19 protein-coding genes are annotated in these 17009 nt (G+C 71.2%); 4 read left to right on the plus strand and 15 right to left on the minus strand.

Annotation, left to right across the window (positions count from 1 at the left end):
- Positions 1 to 91: 91 nt before the first annotated feature.
- The 3 genes from Q7W82_RS06985 to Q7W82_RS06995 form a co-directional block, all read right to left on the minus strand.
- Positions 92 to 493 (minus strand): EF-hand domain-containing protein, encoded by a 402-nt coding sequence (locus Q7W82_RS06985; protein WP_242160274.1) that lies wholly within the window; start codon positions 491 to 493, stop codon positions 92 to 94.
- A gap of 44 nt (positions 494 to 537) precedes the next feature.
- On the minus strand, positions 538 to 1260 hold the full coding sequence (locus tag Q7W82_RS06990; protein WP_242160275.1) for a hypothetical protein: 723 nt from the start codon (positions 1258 to 1260) through the stop codon (positions 538 to 540).
- A gap of 81 nt (positions 1261 to 1341) precedes the next feature.
- Positions 1342 to 2253: an SMP-30/gluconolactonase/LRE family protein gene (locus Q7W82_RS06995; RefSeq protein ID WP_242160276.1), complete on the minus strand. Its 912-nt coding sequence runs from the start codon at positions 2251 to 2253 to the stop codon at positions 1342 to 1344.
- Positions 2254 to 2378: 125 nt separating this feature from the next.
- On the opposite strand from Q7W82_RS06995, the gene Q7W82_RS07000 reads away from it, so the two are divergent.
- Positions 2379 to 3494, plus strand: coding sequence for a Gfo/Idh/MocA family oxidoreductase (locus Q7W82_RS07000; protein ID WP_242160277.1), 1116 nt, complete (start codon positions 2379 to 2381; stop codon positions 3492 to 3494).
- 120 nt (positions 3495 to 3614) lie between these two features.
- On the opposite strand, the gene rlmM is transcribed toward Q7W82_RS07000, so the two are convergent.
- From rlmM to Q7W82_RS07035, 7 genes are all read right to left on the minus strand, one after another.
- Positions 3615 to 4679, minus strand: coding sequence for a 23S rRNA (cytidine(2498)-2'-O)-methyltransferase RlmM (rlmM, locus tag Q7W82_RS07005; protein ID WP_242160278.1), 1065 nt, complete (start codon positions 4677 to 4679; stop codon positions 3615 to 3617).
- 22 nt (positions 4680 to 4701) lie between these two features.
- Complete coding sequence (locus Q7W82_RS07010; protein WP_017914178.1) at positions 4702 to 5262, minus strand: nucleoside deaminase; 561 nt, start codon at positions 5260 to 5262, stop codon at positions 4702 to 4704.
- On the minus strand, positions 5262 to 5675 hold the full coding sequence (locus Q7W82_RS07015) for a hypothetical protein (protein WP_242160279.1): 414 nt from the start codon (positions 5673 to 5675) through the stop codon (positions 5262 to 5264). The genes Q7W82_RS07010 and Q7W82_RS07015 overlap by 1 nt, the downstream gene beginning before the upstream one ends.
- A 59-nt stretch (positions 5676 to 5734) precedes the next feature.
- Entirely contained in the window at positions 5735 to 6121 is a 387-nt protein-coding gene (locus tag Q7W82_RS07020) for an STN domain-containing protein (protein ID WP_242160280.1), read from the minus strand.
- A 47-nt stretch (positions 6122 to 6168) separates the two neighbouring features.
- On the minus strand, positions 6169 to 7128 hold the full coding sequence (locus Q7W82_RS07025) for a DMT family transporter (protein ID WP_242160281.1): 960 nt from the start codon (positions 7126 to 7128) through the stop codon (positions 6169 to 6171).
- A gap of 30 nt (positions 7129 to 7158) precedes the next feature.
- The gene (locus Q7W82_RS07030; protein ID WP_242160282.1) at positions 7159 to 7935 is read right to left on the minus strand and encodes an AraC family transcriptional regulator; all 777 of its coding nucleotides are present in this window, start codon (positions 7933 to 7935) and stop codon (positions 7159 to 7161) included.
- A 275-nt stretch (positions 7936 to 8210) separates the two neighbouring features.
- Complete coding sequence (locus Q7W82_RS07035; protein WP_184502379.1) at positions 8211 to 9965, minus strand: glutamine--tRNA ligase/YqeY domain fusion protein; 1755 nt, start codon at positions 9963 to 9965, stop codon at positions 8211 to 8213.
- A gap of 207 nt (positions 9966 to 10172) precedes the next feature.
- On the opposite strand from Q7W82_RS07035, the gene Q7W82_RS07040 reads away from it, so the two are divergent.
- Complete coding sequence (locus tag Q7W82_RS07040; RefSeq protein WP_017915895.1) at positions 10173 to 10400, plus strand: DUF2007 domain-containing protein; 228 nt, start codon at positions 10173 to 10175, stop codon at positions 10398 to 10400.
- A 75-nt stretch (positions 10401 to 10475) separates the two neighbouring features.
- On the opposite strand, the gene Q7W82_RS07045 is transcribed toward Q7W82_RS07040, so the two are convergent.
- Genes Q7W82_RS07045 through Q7W82_RS07055 form a run of 3 tightly spaced genes read right to left on the minus strand, consistent with a single transcriptional unit; the run spans position 10476 to position 13554 of the window.
- Positions 10476 to 10949 carry a response regulator gene (locus Q7W82_RS07045; RefSeq protein ID WP_242160283.1) on the minus strand — a complete coding sequence of 158 codons (474 nt, stop codon included), beginning with the start codon at positions 10947 to 10949 and terminating at the stop codon, positions 10476 to 10478.
- Positions 10946 to 12856, minus strand: coding sequence for an ATP-binding protein (locus Q7W82_RS07050; RefSeq protein ID WP_242160284.1), 1911 nt, complete (start codon positions 12854 to 12856; stop codon positions 10946 to 10948). The genes Q7W82_RS07045 and Q7W82_RS07050 overlap by 4 nt, the downstream gene beginning before the upstream one ends.
- Positions 12853 to 13554 (minus strand): helix-turn-helix transcriptional regulator, encoded by a 702-nt coding sequence (locus Q7W82_RS07055; RefSeq protein WP_242160285.1) that lies wholly within the window; start codon positions 13552 to 13554, stop codon positions 12853 to 12855. Before Q7W82_RS07055 ends, Q7W82_RS07050 begins: the two co-directional genes overlap by 4 nt.
- Positions 13555 to 13681: 127 nt before the next feature.
- Between Q7W82_RS07055 and Q7W82_RS07060 the strand changes: the two genes are divergently transcribed.
- Together Q7W82_RS07060 and msrA are read left to right on the plus strand one after the other, a co-directional pair.
- The gene (locus Q7W82_RS07060; protein ID WP_242160286.1) at positions 13682 to 14203 is read left to right on the plus strand and encodes an SgcJ/EcaC family oxidoreductase; all 522 of its coding nucleotides are present in this window, start codon (positions 13682 to 13684) and stop codon (positions 14201 to 14203) included.
- A 104-nt stretch (positions 14204 to 14307) separates the two neighbouring features.
- Positions 14308 to 14958: a peptide-methionine (S)-S-oxide reductase MsrA gene (gene msrA, locus Q7W82_RS07065; protein ID WP_242160287.1), complete on the plus strand. Its 651-nt coding sequence runs from the start codon at positions 14308 to 14310 to the stop codon at positions 14956 to 14958.
- Here msrA and Q7W82_RS07070 read toward each other — a convergent pair.
- Together Q7W82_RS07070 and Q7W82_RS07075 are read right to left on the minus strand one after the other, a co-directional pair.
- Entirely contained in the window at positions 14904 to 15641 is a 738-nt protein-coding gene (locus Q7W82_RS07070; RefSeq protein ID WP_242160288.1) for a hypothetical protein, read from the minus strand. The genes msrA and Q7W82_RS07070 overlap by 55 nt on opposite strands.
- 111 nt (positions 15642 to 15752) lie before the next feature.
- On the minus strand, positions 15753 to 16967 hold the full coding sequence (locus Q7W82_RS07075; RefSeq protein WP_242160289.1) for a hypothetical protein: 1215 nt from the start codon (positions 16965 to 16967) through the stop codon (positions 15753 to 15755).
- Positions 16968 to 17009: the final 42 nt, after the last annotated feature.

Genomic DNA, 17009 nt, shown 5'->3' on the forward strand with positions numbered 1-17009 from the left:
GCCGGCGCTGTTTAGCAAGCGTTTCCAATGCGCTCCGGGACGCGGCCGATCGCGTCCCGGCGCCCGTTACGGTGATGTCGGACACGTGTCGTTACGGTGACAGCCAGCCAGCCAGTTGCGCGCGGCTGAGGCGGCCGCTGTGGGCGGTGTCCAAGGCATCGAACTCGTCGGCCAGCGACGGGTTGGCCTGCGCTTCGCTGCGGCTGATGTAGCCGTCGTGGTCGGTGTCCAGCGCCTCGAAGTCGATGCGGTAGCTGCCGGCGACGCGGTCCGGCTGGATGCTGCGCACAGTCACCTGGGCTTCGCCGGGCGTCGCCGGCAGCTGCACCTGGTGGGTGACCACGCCGTTGCTGAGCGGCTGCGCGCGCACGTTGACCGGCGCATCGCGCAGCGGCTCGGTGGTGGCGCTGGAGGTGGCGGTGAGGTTCTGCGCCGCGACCGGTGCGGCGCAGGCGCACAGGCAGCAGAGCAGGACGAGGGAACGGCAGGGCATGGACACGACGCAACTCCGGTACGGCGATGGATGGCGGCCCCGGCTCAGCCGGGGATGAACGGAAACGCGAGCTTCAACAGGCCCTTCAGCCCGCCCTCGGCGGTGCTGGCGACGGCCTTGGCGCCGAGGCTGTTGAGGGCGCGGCGCACGTCCTCCCAGCGTAGCTTGCTCACGTCCTTCTTCAACAGGTCGGCCACCTCTTCGGCGGTGGGCGCCAGCTTCTGCAGTTCCTGCGTCACCTTCTCCGGCTCCGGCTGTAGGTAGCCCCAGCGCTCGGCGATCTTCAGCAGCGTGTCGAAGCGCACCGCCATCACGTCGCGATTGCGCTCGTACACGGGCATGGCGCCGACATCGACGATGGCCTGTTCGAAGCGCTGCTGGTCGTCGGGGTGCTCGATGCGGATCGCCAGAAAGCCGTCCTTCTTGCTGCGCTCGCTGACGTGCTTGGCCCCGGCGCGCAGGTTGTCCTCGGTGAGCACGCTGGCGACGATGCGCTGCAGCGCCGCCTCGTTGTCCTCCGGCACCAGCGCACGCCAGCGCGCATAGCCGTCGCGGCGCAGGCCCTTGACCTTGGCCGGGGTTACCCGCAGGCGCATCGCCACCGCGTTGTTGGAATCGCTGCGCGAGATCGCGCCGTCGCGTTCCAGCAACACGAAGATCAGCAGCTCCAGGTCGCGCTTGGTCAGCGACTGGAAGCCCTGCAACAGGGTCAGGCGCAGGAATTCGTCGGCAAAGCCGGCCGGGTTGTTCAGTTCGATCGGCTGCATGTGCGCGGCCCTCCAGTCAGTGCAGCCAGCATGCCAGGCGGCCATTGCGCGGGCTGAGACGCCGCTGCGATACGCATCCCATCAGCGTCCGTGCTCGCGTCCGTACTCGCGTCCGGGGCGGTCGCTGCGGAAGGTTTCGATCGCGCCGCGGTCCTGCAGGGTCACGTCGATATCGCGTCCGTCGGCGCCGCCGAAGGCCAGGTTGGTCGGCTTGCGGCCCTTGGTCGCGACCTCGTGCAGCAGCGTGCCGTCGGGGGCCAGCACGATCACCTTGCCGGCGTCGTAGCGGGCCACGTACAGGTTGCCGTCGACGTCGCAGCGCATGCCGTCCAGGCCGGCATCGGCGAAGCTGGCGAACAGCTGCTTGTTCGACACGCTGCCGTCGGCGGCGCGGTCGTAGACCCAGATCCGCCGCTGCACGCTCTCGTTGACGTACAGGCGCTTGCCGTCGGGGCTGACCTCGATGCCGTTGGTGGTGCCCATGCCGGTCTCGATCAGGTGCGCGCTGCGGTCGCGGTCGATGCGCCACAGCTGGCCGCCGTCGTGCTTCCAGTCCGGGTCGCTGGCATACAGGGTGCCGTCCGGCGCCATCGCGATGTCGTTGGGCTGGAAGGCGCCCGGCAGTGTGGCGTAGACCTCGATGCGCTTGCTGCGCAGGGCGATGCGCAGTATGCGGTGCTGGCCGTAGTCGGCCACGTACATGCGCCCGCGGCGGTCGAAGCGGATGCCGTTGCCGATGCTGCCCTCAGGAAGATCGACGAACAGAGTGGCCTGCCCGCGGCCGTCGGCATCGCGCTGGACCCGGCCGATGCTGCCGTCGTGGGCGAAGTTGACCACGTACAGCGCACCATCGGGACCCGTCGCAGGGCCTTCGATCTTGTCGGTGAAGATGCCATCGCCGACCAGGTCGCGGGCATGGAACAGAGGCTCCTGCGCGCTGGCGGAGGCAGCCAGCAGCAGGGCGAGGGCGGCGAGCAAGGGGCGGCAGCGCATCGGATATCCGGACGGCGGGGGAGGCGGCAGTGTGCCAGAGGCCCCGGCGCATCGCGCGATGGCGCTCACAGTGCCGATGCCGCACGAGCGGTTAGGGTGAGGGATCTTTCCGGTCGGAGTTGCGCATGCTGCCGTTCTCGCCGAATCGCCGCCGCCTGCTGCTGGCCGGCCTGTCCGCCGGTGCCGCCGGCCTGTTGGGATCGCCCGCCTGGGCCGCCGCGCCGGCACGTCGCCGCAAGCCGTTGGGCGTTGCCCTGGTCGGGCTGGGCGATTACGCCAGCAACCGCCTGGCCCCGGGTCTCGCCCTGACCAGGCACTGTCGCCTGGCCGGCATCGTCACCGGCTCGCCGCAGAAGATCCCGCAATGGCAGGCGCGCTACCGCATCCCGGATCGCAACGTCTACAGCTACGACGACCTGGAGCGCATGGCCGACAATCCGGACATCGACGTGGTCTACGTGGTCACGCCGCCGCACCTGCACGCACCGCTGAGCATCCGCGCCGCGGCCGCCGGCAAGCACGTGTGGTGCGAGAAGCCGATGGCGCTGCACGCCGAACAGGCGCAGGCGATGATCGAGGCTTGCGCGCGCAACAAGGTGCGGTTGAGCATCGGCTACCGCATGCAGCACGAGCCCAACACCCGGCGCATCATCGCCCTGGCCGGCGAGCGTCCGTTCGGGGCGATGCGCAGCGTGCGCGCGGAGGCGGGCTATGCCGGCTATGGCGACACCGACCCCGCGCAGCGGCCATGGCGGCTGCGCGCGCAGTACGGCGGCGGCGCGATGTACGACATGGGCGTGTATCCGCTCAACGCGGCGCGCTACACGATCGGCGCCGAGCCGCTGGCGGTCAGCGCACGGCGTTCCACGGAGCGGCCGGCGCTGTTCGACGAAGTCGACGAGCACACGCACTTCACCCTGGAGTTCCCGCACGAGGTGACCGCCACCTGCGCGGCCAGCTTCGGCCGCACCATGAACCTGCTGCGTGCCGAGTGCGCGAACGGCTGGTACGAACTGGCGCCGTTCCAGGCCTACGACGGCGTGCGCGGCCGGGCCAGCGATGGCCGCCTGTTCGACGCGCGGGTGCGGCACCAGCAGGCGCTGCAGATGGACGAGGACGCGCTGGCGATCCTGCAGGGTACGCCGCTGCGGGTGCCCGGCGAGGAAGGCCTGCGCGACATCCGTATCGTCGAGGCGATCCAGCGCTCGGCGCGCGCGGACGGGGCGCGGATCGTGCTGTAGCGGTGGATGGCGGCAATGTGCTCTCCGTAGGAGCGGCTGCAGCCGCGACAGGCGTTCCCGGGACAGCCTGTCGCGGCTGAAGCCGCTCCTACGAAAAACGGGATGGAGGCTCGCGGCCGCTCAGCGCGGCATCGCCAGCACCGTGATCTCTTCGCGGTCGTGGTAGAGCTGCTTGGCGCGCAGCTGCAGCGGGCGTTCGGCGCGCTCGGCGAACAGCTCCAGGCATAGCCGGGTCTCGTCCCAGCGCTTCTTCATCGGCAGCTTCAGGTTGAAGATCGCGTGCCGGCACCAGCCCTCGCGGAACCAGGTGGCCATGCGCTCGGCGACGCGGCGCGGTTGCTCGACCATGTCGCAGACCATCCAGTCCAGCGGCTGCGGCGGTTTCCAGTGGAAGCCGTCGGCGCGCAGGTGGTCGACCAGGCCGCTGTCGAGCACGTGCTGGCGTAGCGGGCCGTTGTCCACGCTGGTCACGTGCAGGTGCTGGCGGGTCAGCACCCAGGTCCAGCCGCCGGGAGCGGCGCCGAGGTCGGCGGCGCGCATGCCCGGGCGCAGCAGCGTCTCGCGCTCGTGCGGGGTCAGCAACGCCAGCAGCGCTTCCTCCAGCTTCAGTGCCGAACGCGAGGGCGCTTCCGGCAGCAGCTTCAGGCGCGGGATGCCCAGCGGCCACGGCGCGCTGTCGTCGCTGTCGGCCACTGCCAGCAAGGCATGGGTGCCGGTCAGGAAGCACACGTGCAGGCGCGGCAGCCGCGCCTGCGGCTTGTCGCTGAGCAGGCCGGCCTTGCGCAACGCCGGGCGCAGCGCGTTGCCGAAGCTGCGTGCCAGGCCCGACAGCGGCTTGCCGGCGTCCGAGTCCGGATGTTCGACCCACAGGTCGCCGAAGCGCGGCTGGCCGGCCAGCGCCTGCAGGATCGGCGCGATGCGGTCGCTGGCCGGCAGTTCGCGCAGTTCGGCCAGCAGGTGCAGCTTTTGCCGGGCGAAGATCAACCCGCGCCAGGGCAGCGTCTGCGCCGGCACCGCGGTGTCGCTCAGCAGCAATGCATAGCCGCTGTTGCGCTCCGTGCGGGCGTAGGCGGCCAGCCCGGCCTCGCCGGCGCGGGCGTTGAGTTCGGCCGCCAGTTCCGGTTCGAAGCCGGGCCGGCAGTAGCACAGCAGGCCATGGACCAGCGCGCCGTTCTCGGAGGACATGGGCAAGCCTTCGCCGGCGGCGTCAGTAGCGGGGGCTGTCGAGTTCGCCGTAGCGGCGCAGCACCGCACAGGCGGCATCGCGGTGCAGGCCGCGTACCACCTCGATGCCGCGGCGCTGCAGTTCGCCCACCCAGTCCGCCGGCAGCGGACCTTCGTCGAACGGGGTCAGCGCCATCACGTCCTCGGCGCTGGCGCCGATCAGCAGGCGGTCGATGCCGGCCCAGATCGTGGCGCCGTAGCACTGGCAGCACGGCTGCGAGGAGGTGGCCAGGGTCACCGGCGACAGCACCGCGTTCAGCCGCGGGGTCTGCAGGCGCTGCTGGGCCAGCATGTAGGCCATGTTCTCGGCATGCGCCAGCGAGGTGGTCTGCGGCACCACGCGGTTCACGCCGACGGCGATGATGCGGTGGTCCGGGCCGAACACCGCCGCACCGAACGGACCGCCGCTGCCGGCGTCCACGTTCAGCCGCGACAGTTCCACCGCCAGTGCGACCTTGTCGGCGTCGCTGGCGTAGACGGCCTGCGGATCGACCGCCTCGTGGATCCAGGCGGGCAGGGTGAGGTGGACTTGCGCGTAGAGCATCAGCGGATGGGTTCGGCAGGCTGGGGGGCGCGCAGTGTATCGGCTTGGGCGGGGCGCGCGCTGCATTGCCCGGACACGCACGCGCAGCCGGCGATCGCGCGCGAGCCGCATACGCTCATGCGCCCGCTCGCCTGGCACTGCGCCATCACCCCCTGCGGATCGGTGGGGCTGTCGCGGTTGACGCAGGCCGGCATCGCGCCGCAGCAGTTGCCGACGTTCTTGACCGTGCAGTCGGCATCGGTGCGGCAACTGGTGTCGACCTTGATCGGCAGGCCCGGTGCGGACGCCGTCGGCGCCGGCGCGGGGGCCGGCACCGCAGGCTTGGCGGTTTCGCTGCGTGCGCAGGCGCTGGACAGCAGCATGCCGGCGAGCAGGCACAGGGAACACAGCAACGACGCGAAATGGCGGGGCATGGCGACCTTCCGTGCGGTGGAGTGCGGCCATGGTAGCAATCCGCCGCGCCGCCGCCGGCTCAGCGGCGCACGACCGTCAGCGTGTCCGCGCGCTCCTGGGCGATCCGCAGCGCCGTGCCGTCCAGCGCCTGGTGCAGCGCCTGGCGGATGCTGACCTGCCCCTGCACCGCGTTGACCGGCAGCGACGCGAGGCCGGGATCGCGATACACGACCATGCAGCCGGTGGCGTGGGCCAGTTGCTGCGCGACCTCATCGAAGCGACCGGCCGGCAGGGCGTAAGCGTGGTCGGGGACGGCGTCGCACTTGCCGGTCGCCGCCGCTGCGCTGGCGTTGGCATTGGCGACTGCATTCGGCGCAGCGCCGGCTGGGGGCGTGGAGGCGGCGCAGCCGGCGAGTGCGGTGGCCAGGGCGAAGGCGGTGCAGCAACGGCGCAGAAGGATGTGCATGGTGCGATTCCCTCGGGGAGGCTCTGCGCCAGTCTAGGCAGCGCGGCTTAACCGGGCTTGGCTTCGTGCGCTGCAGGGTGCGGCCGCGTGTGCACCAGGGTGCACCACAGCACGCCACCGAGCAGGCAGGCGATCGCCAGCAGTTCCAGCGCGTTCGGCCAGCGCTGTTCCCACAGGAAGCCGTACAGCAGCGCGAAGACGGTTTCGAACACGATCATCTGCCCGACCAGGGTCAGCGGCAGCAGCCGGCTGGCATGGTTCCAGCAGGCATTGCCGATCACCGAGGCGAATAGCGCCAGCAGCAGCGCCATGCCCCAGAAGCGCGCCCACGCATCGCCGGCATGCGCCGCGCCGGGCAGGGCGAAGGCCGGCAGCGCCAACACCAGGGCCAGCGCGCCGGTGACCACGCCGGTGAGCAGCGACCAGTCGCGGCCGGACAGGTCCGCGCGCCGCCGCAGCCAGCGTGCGTTCTTGATCGAGTAGGCGGTCCAGCACGCCAGCGCGCCGACCGCGCAGGCCAGTCCCGCCGCACGCAGGCCGAGGCTGGTCGGAATGTGCGGGCGCGCGACGGCCAGGGTCTGCACCGCCACCAGTGCCACGCCGAGCACGCACAGCGCGCAGGGCGCAGCGAGCCGGCGCAAGCGGACCGCGCCGGCCGCGCGCGAGCCGATCACGGTGACCGCCGCCGGCAACAGGCCGATGATCAGCGCGGTGGCGGCGCCGCCGGCCCACTGCACCGCGCTGCCCAGCAGCACGTAGTAGACGATGTTGCCGAGCAGGCTCAGGCGCAGCAGCGCCCACCATTCGGCGGCGCCCAGCGGCGCGGTGGCGGCGCGCCAGCGCGGCAGCAGCACCACGGCGGCGATGGCGCCGTAGGCCAGGTAGCGCGAGACCGCCAGCTGCAGCGGCGAAAATGCGCTCAGCAGTTGTGGCGCCAGGAACACCAGGCCCCACAGCGCGCCCGCGGTCATGCCGCTGCCGACCCCTGCCCATAGACGTTCGCGCATGCGTGTCGGTTCCGTTGCTGCCGTGTCGGCTCAGCATGCCGCCGGCGGCGGGCGCCGGCTTGTCCCAGACTCCTGTCCTGCCGTGGGGCGATGGCGTCGGCGGTAGGCGGCCGGGGTTTGCCCGGTGCTGCGCTTGAGCGCGCGGGTCAGCGCGCTCTGGTCGGCATAGCCGCTGTCCTGGGCCAGCGATGCGATCGGTCGGTCGCCATGCGCCAGCTGCCGACGCACCCAGTCCAGCCGCCGTGCCGCCACCCAGTCCTGCGGCGTGCGCCCCAGCGCGGCGCGGAACAGCGCGTGCAGGCGGCTCGGGCTCAGGTGCGCCAACTGCGCCATGCGCCGCACCGGCCAGTCCTGGCCGGGCGCGGCCTCGATGCGCCGGCACAGCGCCTGCAGCCGCTGCCAGTCACGCGGTGCGGTGTCCGCCTGCAGCCAGGCCAGCACGGCGGCGCCGGCCCGGGCATGGGCAAGGTGAAGGTCGGGATGCGGCGCCTGCGCGGCGAGCAGATCCTGCAAGGGCGGGGGCAGGTCGAGGAAGGGCTGCCGTTGCAAGCGCTGCAGCGCGTCGTCGCCGAAGGCATCGGCGGCGCAATCGACGATCAGGAAGCGGTTGGGGTCCAGCGCGGACTGCGCATGCCGGGTCTGCGGTGCGACCACGGCCGCGCGGAAACGGTCCAGATAGCCGCCGCGACCGTCCACGTCCAGTTCCAGCGTGCCGTGCAGCGGCAGCACCAGTTGCACATGGCCGTGCTGATGGGCAGCGCCGTCGCGGCCGTAGCTGCGCAGGCTGAAGGACGGGGCGGGGGACATGCCCGTTACGCTAGCGCGCGGATGGTGGCGGGGGAAGGGCTGGGATTGGGGATTTCGCGACAGCCCGATGGTGCGCTGTCGTCGTAGGAGCGGCTTCAGCCGCGACCCTGGGTTCCCGGTAAGGCCCGTCGCGGCTGAAGCCGCTCCTGCGGACGCTTCGAGCGTTTCATCGCGGTGTACCAGCGATGCGGTGCGGAGACCAGGCGCCGATATCGACCGGCGCTGGCCCGCGGGGCGCTGGCGCATGCGGCCGCAAGGACCGCACGCGCACTGCGTCAGGCGCCGCCCTGGCCGCCGCTCCAGGTATCGCGCAGGGTCACGCTGCGGTTGAACACCGGCGCGTCGGCGCGGTGGTCGTAGCGGTCGGCGACGAAATAGCCGGTGCGCTCGAACTGGAACGCCTGCTCCGGCGCGGCCTGCGCGGCGGCGGGTTCGACGTAGCCGCGCACGCTGCGCTTGGAGGCGGGGTTCAGGTAATCGCGGTAGGTCTTGCCGTCGGACTCGTCGTCGGGCTTCTCCACCGAGAACAGGCGGTCGTACAGGCGGATCTCCGCCTCCACCGCGTGCGCGGCGCTGACCCAGTGGATGGTGCCCTTGACCTTGCGGTTGGCGCCTTCCATGCCCGGGCGCGATTCCGGGTCGAGCCAGCCGCGCAGTTCCACGATCTCGCCGGCGTCGTTCTTGATCACCTCGTCGACGCGGGCGATGCCGGCGCCGCGCAGGCGCACTTCGCCGCCCGGCACCAGGCGCTTCCAGCCCTTGGGCGGGACTTCGGCGAAATCCTCGCGCTCGATCCACAGCTCGCGCGAGAACGGCACTTCGCGCGTGCCGAAGCTGTCGTCCTTGGGATGGTTGGAGAAGGTCAACGTCTCGCTGTGGCCGTCCGGCAGGTTGCTCAGCACCAGCTTCAGCGGCTCGATCACCGCCATGCGCCGCGCGGCATGCGCGTCCAGGTCTTCGCGCAGGCAGCCTTCCAGCACCGAGAAGTCGATCACCGAGTTCTGCTTGCTGATGCCGACGCGGTCGACCAGCAGGCGCAGCGCGGCCGGCGTGTAGCCGCGGCGGCGCAGGCCCTGCAGGGTGTACATGCGCGGGTCGTCCCAGCCGTCGACCAGGCCTTCGGCGACGAGCTGGGTCAGCTTGCGCTTGCTCATCACCGTGTAGTTGATGTTGAGCCGCGAGAACTCGATCTGCCGCGGCTTGGCCGCTTCGCGCGGCAGGCCCTTGTCCAGCAGCGGCTGCAGCAATTCCGGATGGCCGGCCAGGTCGACCTTGTCCACGCACCAGTCGTACAGCGGGCGGTGGTCCTCGAACTCCAGCGTGCACAGCGAGTGGGTGATGCCTTCCACGGCATCGCCCAGCGAATGCGCGAAGTCGTACATCGGGTAGATCGGCCAGGCGTTGCCGGTGTTCTGGTGCTCGACGTGCTTGATCCGGTACAGCGCCGGATCGCGCAGGTTGATGTTGCCGCTGCTCATGTCGATCTTGGCGCGCAGGGTACGCGCGCCGTCCGGGAACTCGCCGGCGCGCATGCGCCGGAACAGGTCCAGGTTCTCCTCGACGCTGCGGGTGCGGTACGGCGAGTCGCGGCCCGGCTCGGTGAGGGTGCCGCGGTACTCGCGCACCTGCTCGGCGGAGAGGTCGCAGACGAAGGCGTGGCCGTCGCGGATCAGCTTCTCGGCGGCCAGGTAGTACACCTCGAAATAGTCCGAGGCGTGGCGCAGTTCGGCCCAGTCGAAGCCCAGCCAGCGCACGTCGTCCTGGATCGCGGCGACGAATTCGGGGTCTTCCTTGGCCGGATTGGTGTCGTCGAAGCGCAGGTTGCAGCGCCCGGCGAACTCGGCGGCGATGCCGAAGTCCAGGCAGATCGCCTTGGCGTGGCCGATGTGCAGATAGCCGTTGGGCTCGGGCGGGAAGCGGGTGCGGATGGCCGTGTGCTTGCCGCTGGCCAGGTCCTCGCGGACGATCTGGCGGATGAAGTCTTTCTTCTCGGCCGGGGCGGAGGCGTCGGTGGCGGGGGTGTCGGACATGCGCGCGTCGGAGAATAAGTAAAGCGCAAGTTTAGCCGAGCTGGCCGGCGGCCGCCCCGGCGCGTAGGCTGCGGCTTGGCTCAGCTGCGAGATCCCGCCATGTTCTTGTCCTGCTTCGTCGTCGGCAATCGGCTCCGGCCCACCCGGCCGCAGCGCGCCTGGCGCGCCCACGCCGCCGCCGTCGGCGTACCCGGCTGAGGCGCGACCATGCAGATCGCCTACCGCGCCCAGCACCTGATCGATGCGCACCTGGCCAAGCACGCGCTGGAGGACGCCGGCATCACCGCCTTCGTGTTCGGCGAGGCCCTGCTCGGCGGCGCCGGCGAACTGCCGTTCGGCGTGGTCCAGGTCTGTGTGGCCGACGAACTGCTGGAAAAGGCCCAGGAAGTGCTGATGGCATTGGGCCTGGGCGGGCAGGTGACGCGGGCGATGTAGGTTTGGGGTGGGGATTGGGGCGTCGGGATTGGGGATTCGCAACGGCAGCGCGCCGCTTTTGCCAATCCCCAATCCCTAATCGCCAATCCCTGCCGTCAACCACCCAGGCGGCACGGCATCCGCCACGGCCAGGGCGCGCAGGCGCTTGAACAGCACCACGGTCTCGGCCACGTTCCAGACCCGCAGGGCCACCTCGAAGGTGTCCAGCGGCTTGGTCAGGAAGTCCTTGGCGCCCAGGCCGAGGGCGCGGTGGCGGGCGCTGCGGCTGGGGTCGGCGGTGAGCACGATCACCGGCAGGAAGCTGGACGGGCCGGCCAGCCGCGCCAGTTGCTCCAGGATCGCGTAGCCGTCCAGCTCCGGCATCATCAGGTCGAGCAGGATCAGGTCCGGCGCGAATGCGGCGACCAGGCCCAACACCCGCTGCGGGTCGGTGGTCGCCACCACCTGGCGGAAGCCCTCGCGTTGCAGCAGTTCCTCCAGCAGGCGGACGTTGGCCGGTTCGTCGTCGACGATCAGGATGCGCGCGGCGAGGACATCGTTGCGGGTCATGCAAGGTGCCGGTCCAGAATGGAAAAGAAGTCGGCCACGTCCAGCGGCTTGGTCAGATAGGCACGCACGGGGTCTCCCTGCACGCGTGCCAGCGTGGTCGCGGTGGCATCGGCGCTGATCACCACCACCGGGATGGCGGCGGTGTGCGGTTGCGCGCGCAGCGCCTGCAGCAGGTCCTCGCCGTTGCCGTCGCTCAGGTGCAGGTCGAGCAGGATCAGGTCGGGCGTGGCGTGCTGCAGATGCGCGTGCGCCTGCGCCAGGCTGGCGGCCTCGTGCAGGCGCCAGTGCGGGCGGCGTTCGACCAGGGTGCGGATCAGCGCCTGGTTGGACGGGTTGTCCTCCACGCTCAGCAACTGGCGATGTCCCCCGCCCGCCGTTGTCGTCGCCACGGCCGTGTCCGGCAGTGCCGCTGCCTGTGGGCGGTCCAGCGGCAGCGCGATGGTGAACCGCGATCCGTCCGGGCCGCTGTCCACGGCGATGCGTCCGCCCATCGCCTCGGTCAGGCGCTTGCTCAGCGCCAGGCCCAGGCCGGTGCCCTCGATCGCCGAGCGCTCGGCGCCGAGCCGCTCGAACGGCGTGAACAGCCGCTGCACCTGCGCCGGCGTCAGGCCATGGCCCTGGTCGTGCACGGCCAGGGCCAGGGACTGGCCTTCGGGCACGGCGCTCACCCACACCGCGCCACCGGGGCGGTTGAACTTGATCGCGTTGGACAGCAGGTTGATCAGCACCTGGCGCAACCGCTGCGGATCGGCGCGCACGGTCCATTCCGGCGGCAGCTGCGGCGGCCGCAGCACGATGCCGCGCGCCTGCGCTTCCGGCGCGACCAGGCCCAGCGCCTCCTCCAGCGCGGTGCGCACCGGCACCGGACGTGGACTCAGGTCGAGCTGATCGGCCTCGATGCGGGCAATGTCGAGCAGTTCGGTGATCAGCCCCAGCAGGTGCCGGCCGGCGCCGAGGATGTGCTGCAGGTGATCGCGCTGCGCCGCGCCCGGCAGGTCCATCTCCAGCACCTGCGCATAGCCGAGGATGGCGTTGAGCGGGGTGCGCAGTTCGTGGCTGCTGCGCGAGAGGAATTCGGTCTTGGCGCGGTTGGCGCTCTCGGCCTCGCGGCGCGCCGACTGCGCTTCCTCGGCGCGCGCGGCAAGCAGGGTGCTGGCCTGCTGCAGGCGTTGCGCGACCTGGCCCAGTTCGTCGCCGGCCGGCGGCTGCGGCGCCAGCGGCCGGCCGTCGCCGAGGCGATCGGCGTTGGCCGAGAGCTGGCGCAGGCGCCGCGACAGCGACGAGGCGAACCAGGCCACCGCGAGCACGGCGCCGAGTCCGCCCAGCATCGCCGCGCACAGGGTGATCAGCAGGTTGCGCTGGCGCAGCGCCTGCGCCTTGGCGGTGCGCACCTGCAACTGCGCGGTCTCGTAGTTGCGCAGTTCGCGCAGTTCCGCGCGCAGGATGTCGAGGGTGACCTTGCCCTCGCGCAACTGGCGGATTTCTTCCTCGCGGCTCAGGTCCGGCGCCAGCAGCCGTCGCCAGCCCTGCATCTTCTCCTCGAACAGCGGCTGGATGCGGGCGAAGCGCTGTGCCTGGCGCGGGTCGGTGATGCGTTGCGACAGGCGCTGCACCACGGTCTTGAGCCGCGGCTCGGCGTCACGGTACGGGGTCAGGAACGCGTCCTGACGCACCAGCCGGTAGCCGCGCACGCCGGCGGCGGTCTCGGCCAGCAGCGCATGCGCTTCATGCAGGTCGCTGAGCAGCTGCAGGGTGCGGCGCACGTCGTTCTCGGCGGCGATGTTCTGCCGCTCCACGCTGTAGATCGCCACCAGCGCCGCCACCAGCAGCAACAGCGGCAACGCCACCAGCGCCAGGCTCTTGCGGGTCAGCGGCCAGTCGTTCCAGCGCCGCGCCAGCGCCCTCACAGCGCCACCCCCGCCTGCACCGCGACCACTGCGGCCTGGGTGCGGTCGGCCACCTGCAGCTTGTGCAGGATGCGCTCGACGTGGACCTTGGCGGTGCCGGCGCTGATGCCCAGTTCGGCGCCGAGCGCGGCATTGGTGAGGCCGCGCGACAGCAGCGCCAGCACCTGCCGCTCGCGCGCGCTGAGCGCGGCCAGGCGGTCGGCCTGCGCCGGCTTGCGCCGCCGCGGCGCACGCGGTGGTTCGGCCGCCAGCGGCGCCAGCAGCGCGGCGATCGCGGACAGGGCCTGCACGTCTTCCGGCGCCGGCACGGTGCGCGTGTCCCAGCCCAGGCACAGCGTGCCCAGCGGCACGCCCAACGCGGCGATCGGCAGGCACAGTTCGCCGGCCTCGGCGGCGGCCTTGCCGCGCAGGCGCCAGGCGTGGGCCGGCGCCTCGACGGCGACGCTGGCGCCGGGTGGCAGCGCATCGCCCTGGCTGGCCAGCACCAGGCAGCGCGCGCCGCGCAGGGCCAGCACCGCGGCGTGCGGTGCCGCCACCAGGACACTAGCCGGCACGAGTGCGTGCGCGGCGGCCTGCGCGGCGTCGCCGGCCTCGCGCAGTGCCGCCGCGGCGGCGGCCACGGCCTGCCAGCGCGCGGCGTCGGCGGCGTCGCGGCGCAGCGCTTCACGCCACTGGCCTGCATTGGAGGGAGGGTGCACGAGCGCGTCTCCGGTATGCCGAACGGCATATTCGAGGATATGCCGCCCGGCGGATGTTCCGCAAGCCGCGGCTGCCAATACTCGCTTCGCCCCGAGACGGCATCCCCTCAGCACACGGAGACTTCCCATGCGTCGCATCCTGTTCGCCCTGGCACTGGGCCTGACCACCACCTCCACCGCGCTGGCCGCGCCGGCGATGCACTACGACGGCCAGCCGGCGGCGCCGGCCAGCAGCGCCGAACGCGAGATCGCCGGCCTGTTCGATCGCTGGAACGCGGCGCTGGCCACCGGCAATCCGCAGCGCGTGGCCGACCTGTACGCCCGCGACGGCGTGCTGCTGCCCACGGTGTCCAACCAGGTCCGCGCCAGCCGCGCCGAGATCGAGGACTACTTCAGCCACTTCCTGGCCGCCAAGCCGCGCGGTGCCATCAACTACCGCCAGGTGCGCCTGCTCGACGACGACAGCGCGGTCGACGCTGGCGTCTACACCTTCACCCTGAACAATCCCGATGGCAGCACCCGCCAGGTGCAGGCGCGCTACACCTTCGTCTACGAAAAGCGCGACGGGCGCTGGCTGATCATCAACCACCACAGCTCGGCGATGCCGGAGCCGGTCGCCGCCGCCACGGCCAGCACCACGACGAAGTGAACGCCGCGCCCCGCGCCGCCGCCGCGGCGGCCGGGCGCACTTGAAAGCGGACGCCGGCAGCGCCATCCACGAAGACATCGCCGTCGCTGCCAGGAGTCCGTGCCATGTTGGGAATCGGTGCCTTCAAGCAGCGCCTGCCGCGTCCGGGCGAGAGCCTGCCGGGACGCGCGCAGCCGCTGCCGCTGCACAACCGTCACTTCGTCAACGGCAATCCGTTGCGCGACGCCTTCGCCGGCCTGGAGCAGGTGCAATTCGGCCTGGGCTGCTTCTGGGGCGCCGAACGCAAGTTCTGGTCGCTGCCGGGCGTGTTCAGCACCGCGGTCGGCTACGCCGGCGGCGAGACGCCCAATGCCACCTATCGCGAGGTCTGCTCCGGCCAGACCGGCCACACCGAAGCGGTGCTGGTGGCGTTCGACCCGCAGGCCGTGCGCTTCGAGCAGTTGCTGCAGACCTTCTGGGAAAGCCACGATCCGACCCAGGGCATGCGCCAGGGCAACGACACCGGCACCCAGTACCGCTCGGCGATCTACTGCACCACCCAGGCGCAGTACGACGCCGCGCTGGCCAGCCGCGATGCCTACCAGCAGCGCCTGACCGCGGCCGGCTATGGCCCCATCACCACCGAGATCCGCTTCCCGGCGCCGCCGTTCTACTATGCCGAGGACGAGCACCAGCAGTATCTGGCCAAGAACCCGGGCGGCTACTGCGGTCTGGGCGGGACCGGGGTGAGTTGCCCGATCGGGCTGGAGGCCTGAGCCTCGACGCGCAGGTTGCGCCGCGGCCCACACGCGCTTGGCTGCGGCGCGCCTGCACGCTTCCTGCGCGCTCCCGTCCGCCCTTTGGTGGCCGGGAGCGGCTGAAGCCTGGGGTATCTGCGATCGAAGTCGCTGGTGAGCCGGTAAGCGGCCTCCGCACACGCAGAGAGCCAGGCCAGGATGGGGGTCGATAGCACCATCGCCAGCGCAATCCCACCGGCACTTTGTTTGGATGGCGCAAAGAGATGGAAGGCGGCCGGCGCAAGCAGCCAAGGCACGAATGCGGCCACGTACAGCGCAATGGCCCCTTTTCGATAGCACCTGGCCGATCTCCAGATCCCTTTGGGCACGAAGCGCGCCTTGTCGTCCGACAGGCCAATCATGCCTTTGGCCATCTTGCAGTACGCCAGGACCCGCGCTGCATTGCTGCGTTCCAATGCGACTCTGATCTCGTCGGCGTCGAGGTTGCCCCCGATCGCGTTGCCGACCGCGATCTGCAAGGCGGCCGCATCCGCATGTCGCCAGGCGCCGTCAACGGACAGTGCGTACAGGCGTTGCGTACGTTTCACCGAGAGCCCGAGAAAGCCGGTCCTCCACTTGAGGAAGAACATGGGAAGCGCGCCGGCGGCGGCGATGACGCCGGCGATATGGCTGTAGCGACCTGCGAACTCGGCGAGTGACATGCTGCGGCTCCGGACTGGACTCGGACGCATCAAGCCAAAGCAGCCTCTCAAGGAGCGAGACTGCACCTCGATGGGCGCGGCGACAGCGTGCGTCTTGCCGACGCCATCCGCTTACTTGGCGCTACCCGCGCTGCCCTTGCCGGCGGCGGGCCGCAGCCGTGCCGCGTAACCGGAAAGCTGCAGCGCCTTGCGCGGCGGCAGGTCGGCCGTGAGCCGTGCGATCGCCGCATCGCCGTCGCGGCTGCGGCCAAGCGCATAGTCGGCCCGTGCCAGTTCCAACGTGGCGCGCTGGCGCACTGTCAGGTTGCCGAACGGGTCGAAGAAGGAGTCCACGCGCGTGCGGTCCTGCACCCCGGTCCAGCGGAACTCCAGCTCGGCCGGCGTCTCTTCGGCGAGTCGTGCGTAGCGCCGCCGCGCCTCGGCCGGTGCGAGCTGGCCGCTCAGCAGCGCCAGGCGGGTCCGCAACAGCGCCGTTTCGGCGGTTGGTGCGTCGACGGCGTAGGCATCCAGGACGCGGCGCATCCACGCCCAGTCGACGTTGCCGGTGTCGGCCTGGGTGCCGAGCAGGTTGAAGGCGAGGATCGCCGCGCGCTGCGTCGCGGTGGTGGCGCGCTCGACCGCGTCCGCCGTCGGGCGCCCCAGCGTCGACGGCTTGACCAGCGCGATCGCCGGATCGTGCGCGAGGATCGCTTCCAGGTCCGGCTTGTGGAAATAGCCGACTACGACCAGCACGGTCTTGCCCGGGTGCGCCAGCGCCGCGGCGCGGATGCGTTGGGCCTGCAGGAAGGTGCGGTACAGGTACAGCCGCCGCGGCAGGTCCTGGTCGGCACGGGGCGCCGGCGTCTGCGCCCACTTCTGCACCGCGGCGACGTTCTCGGCCGCATCCGCGGCAAAGACGTCGCGCTGCAGGGCGGCCTTGTCGGGGAACGACAGGAAGCCCTGGAAACCCTGTTCGCGGCGCAGTTCCAGCGGGGTGTCCAGGTCCACGCCGAAGCCGAGCTTGGCGTCCTCCACCGGCGGCATCCAGTCGATCGGACAGAGGGCAACGGGATGCGCGGCGGCGTACGGCAGGATCACTCCCTGGACCTCGTAGGTGTACTCGTAATAGTCGCCGCGCGCCGCCTGCTCCGGCGGACGCTCCAGGCAGATCGCGTCCGGCGCGAGGTGCTCCAGGAACGCGGCGAGCACGCCCGGCTGGTCGCGCTCGGAGACCAGTTGCGCGGCGTGCTCCACGCCCAGGATCGCGACCCGGGTCGGTGCCGGCGTGGCGGCCATGCCGGTGGCACTGGCGGCGGCCAGCGCCAGCAAAAACAAACAACGCGCCATCCATCCGCGCATGCACTCTCTCCTGTCGAAGCCGTGGAAGCA

The sequence above is a fragment of the Xanthomonas indica genome, assembly GCF_040529045.1.
Classification (GTDB): Bacteria; Pseudomonadota; Gammaproteobacteria; order Xanthomonadales; family Xanthomonadaceae; genus Xanthomonas_A; species Xanthomonas_A indica.

Excerpts from the sequence above, each read along its gene's own strand:
- Q7W82_RS07070 (WP_242160288.1), bottom strand. The coding sequence starts at position 15,641 with ATGTCACTCGCCGAGTTCGCAGGTCGCTACAGCCATATCGCCGGCGTC.
- Q7W82_RS06990 (WP_242160275.1), bottom strand. The coding sequence starts at position 1,260 with ATGCAGCCGATCGAACTGAACAACCCGGCCGGCTTTGCCGACGAATTC.
- Q7W82_RS07045 (WP_242160283.1), bottom strand. The coding sequence starts at position 10,949 with ATGACCCGCAACGATGTCCTCGCCGCGCGCATCCTGATCGTCGACGAC.
- Q7W82_RS07020 (WP_242160280.1), bottom strand. The coding sequence starts at position 6,121 with ATGCACATCCTTCTGCGCCGTTGCTGCACCGCCTTCGCCCTGGCCACC.
- Q7W82_RS07060 (WP_242160286.1), top strand. The coding sequence starts at position 13,682 with ATGCGTCGCATCCTGTTCGCCCTGGCACTGGGCCTGACCACCACCTCC.
- Q7W82_RS07025 (WP_242160281.1), bottom strand. The coding sequence starts at position 7,128 with ATGCGCGAACGTCTATGGGCAGGGGTCGGCAGCGGCATGACCGCGGGC.
- Q7W82_RS07030 (WP_242160282.1), bottom strand. The coding sequence starts at position 7,935 with ATGTCCCCCGCCCCGTCCTTCAGCCTGCGCAGCTACGGCCGCGACGGC.
- Q7W82_RS07040 (WP_017915895.1), top strand. The coding sequence starts at position 10,173 with ATGCAGATCGCCTACCGCGCCCAGCACCTGATCGATGCGCACCTGGCC.
- Q7W82_RS07000 (WP_242160277.1), top strand. The coding sequence starts at position 2,379 with ATGCTGCCGTTCTCGCCGAATCGCCGCCGCCTGCTGCTGGCCGGCCTG.
- Q7W82_RS07015 (WP_242160279.1), bottom strand. The coding sequence starts at position 5,675 with ATGCCCCGCCATTTCGCGTCGTTGCTGTGTTCCCTGTGCCTGCTCGCC.
- rlmM (WP_242160278.1), bottom strand. The coding sequence starts at position 4,679 with ATGTCCTCCGAGAACGGCGCGCTGGTCCATGGCCTGCTGTGCTACTGC.
- Q7W82_RS06985 (WP_242160274.1), bottom strand. The coding sequence starts at position 493 with ATGCCCTGCCGTTCCCTCGTCCTGCTCTGCTGCCTGTGCGCCTGCGCC.
- Q7W82_RS07035 (WP_184502379.1), bottom strand. The coding sequence starts at position 9,965 with ATGTCCGACACCCCCGCCACCGACGCCTCCGCCCCGGCCGAGAAGAAA.
- Q7W82_RS07010 (WP_017914178.1), bottom strand. The coding sequence starts at position 5,262 with ATGCTCTACGCGCAAGTCCACCTCACCCTGCCCGCCTGGATCCACGAG.
- Q7W82_RS06995 (WP_242160276.1), bottom strand. The coding sequence starts at position 2,253 with ATGCGCTGCCGCCCCTTGCTCGCCGCCCTCGCCCTGCTGCTGGCTGCC.
- Q7W82_RS07075 (WP_242160289.1), bottom strand. The coding sequence starts at position 16,967 with ATGGCGCGTTGTTTGTTTTTGCTGGCGCTGGCCGCCGCCAGTGCCACC.
- msrA (WP_242160287.1), top strand. The coding sequence starts at position 14,308 with ATGTTGGGAATCGGTGCCTTCAAGCAGCGCCTGCCGCGTCCGGGCGAG.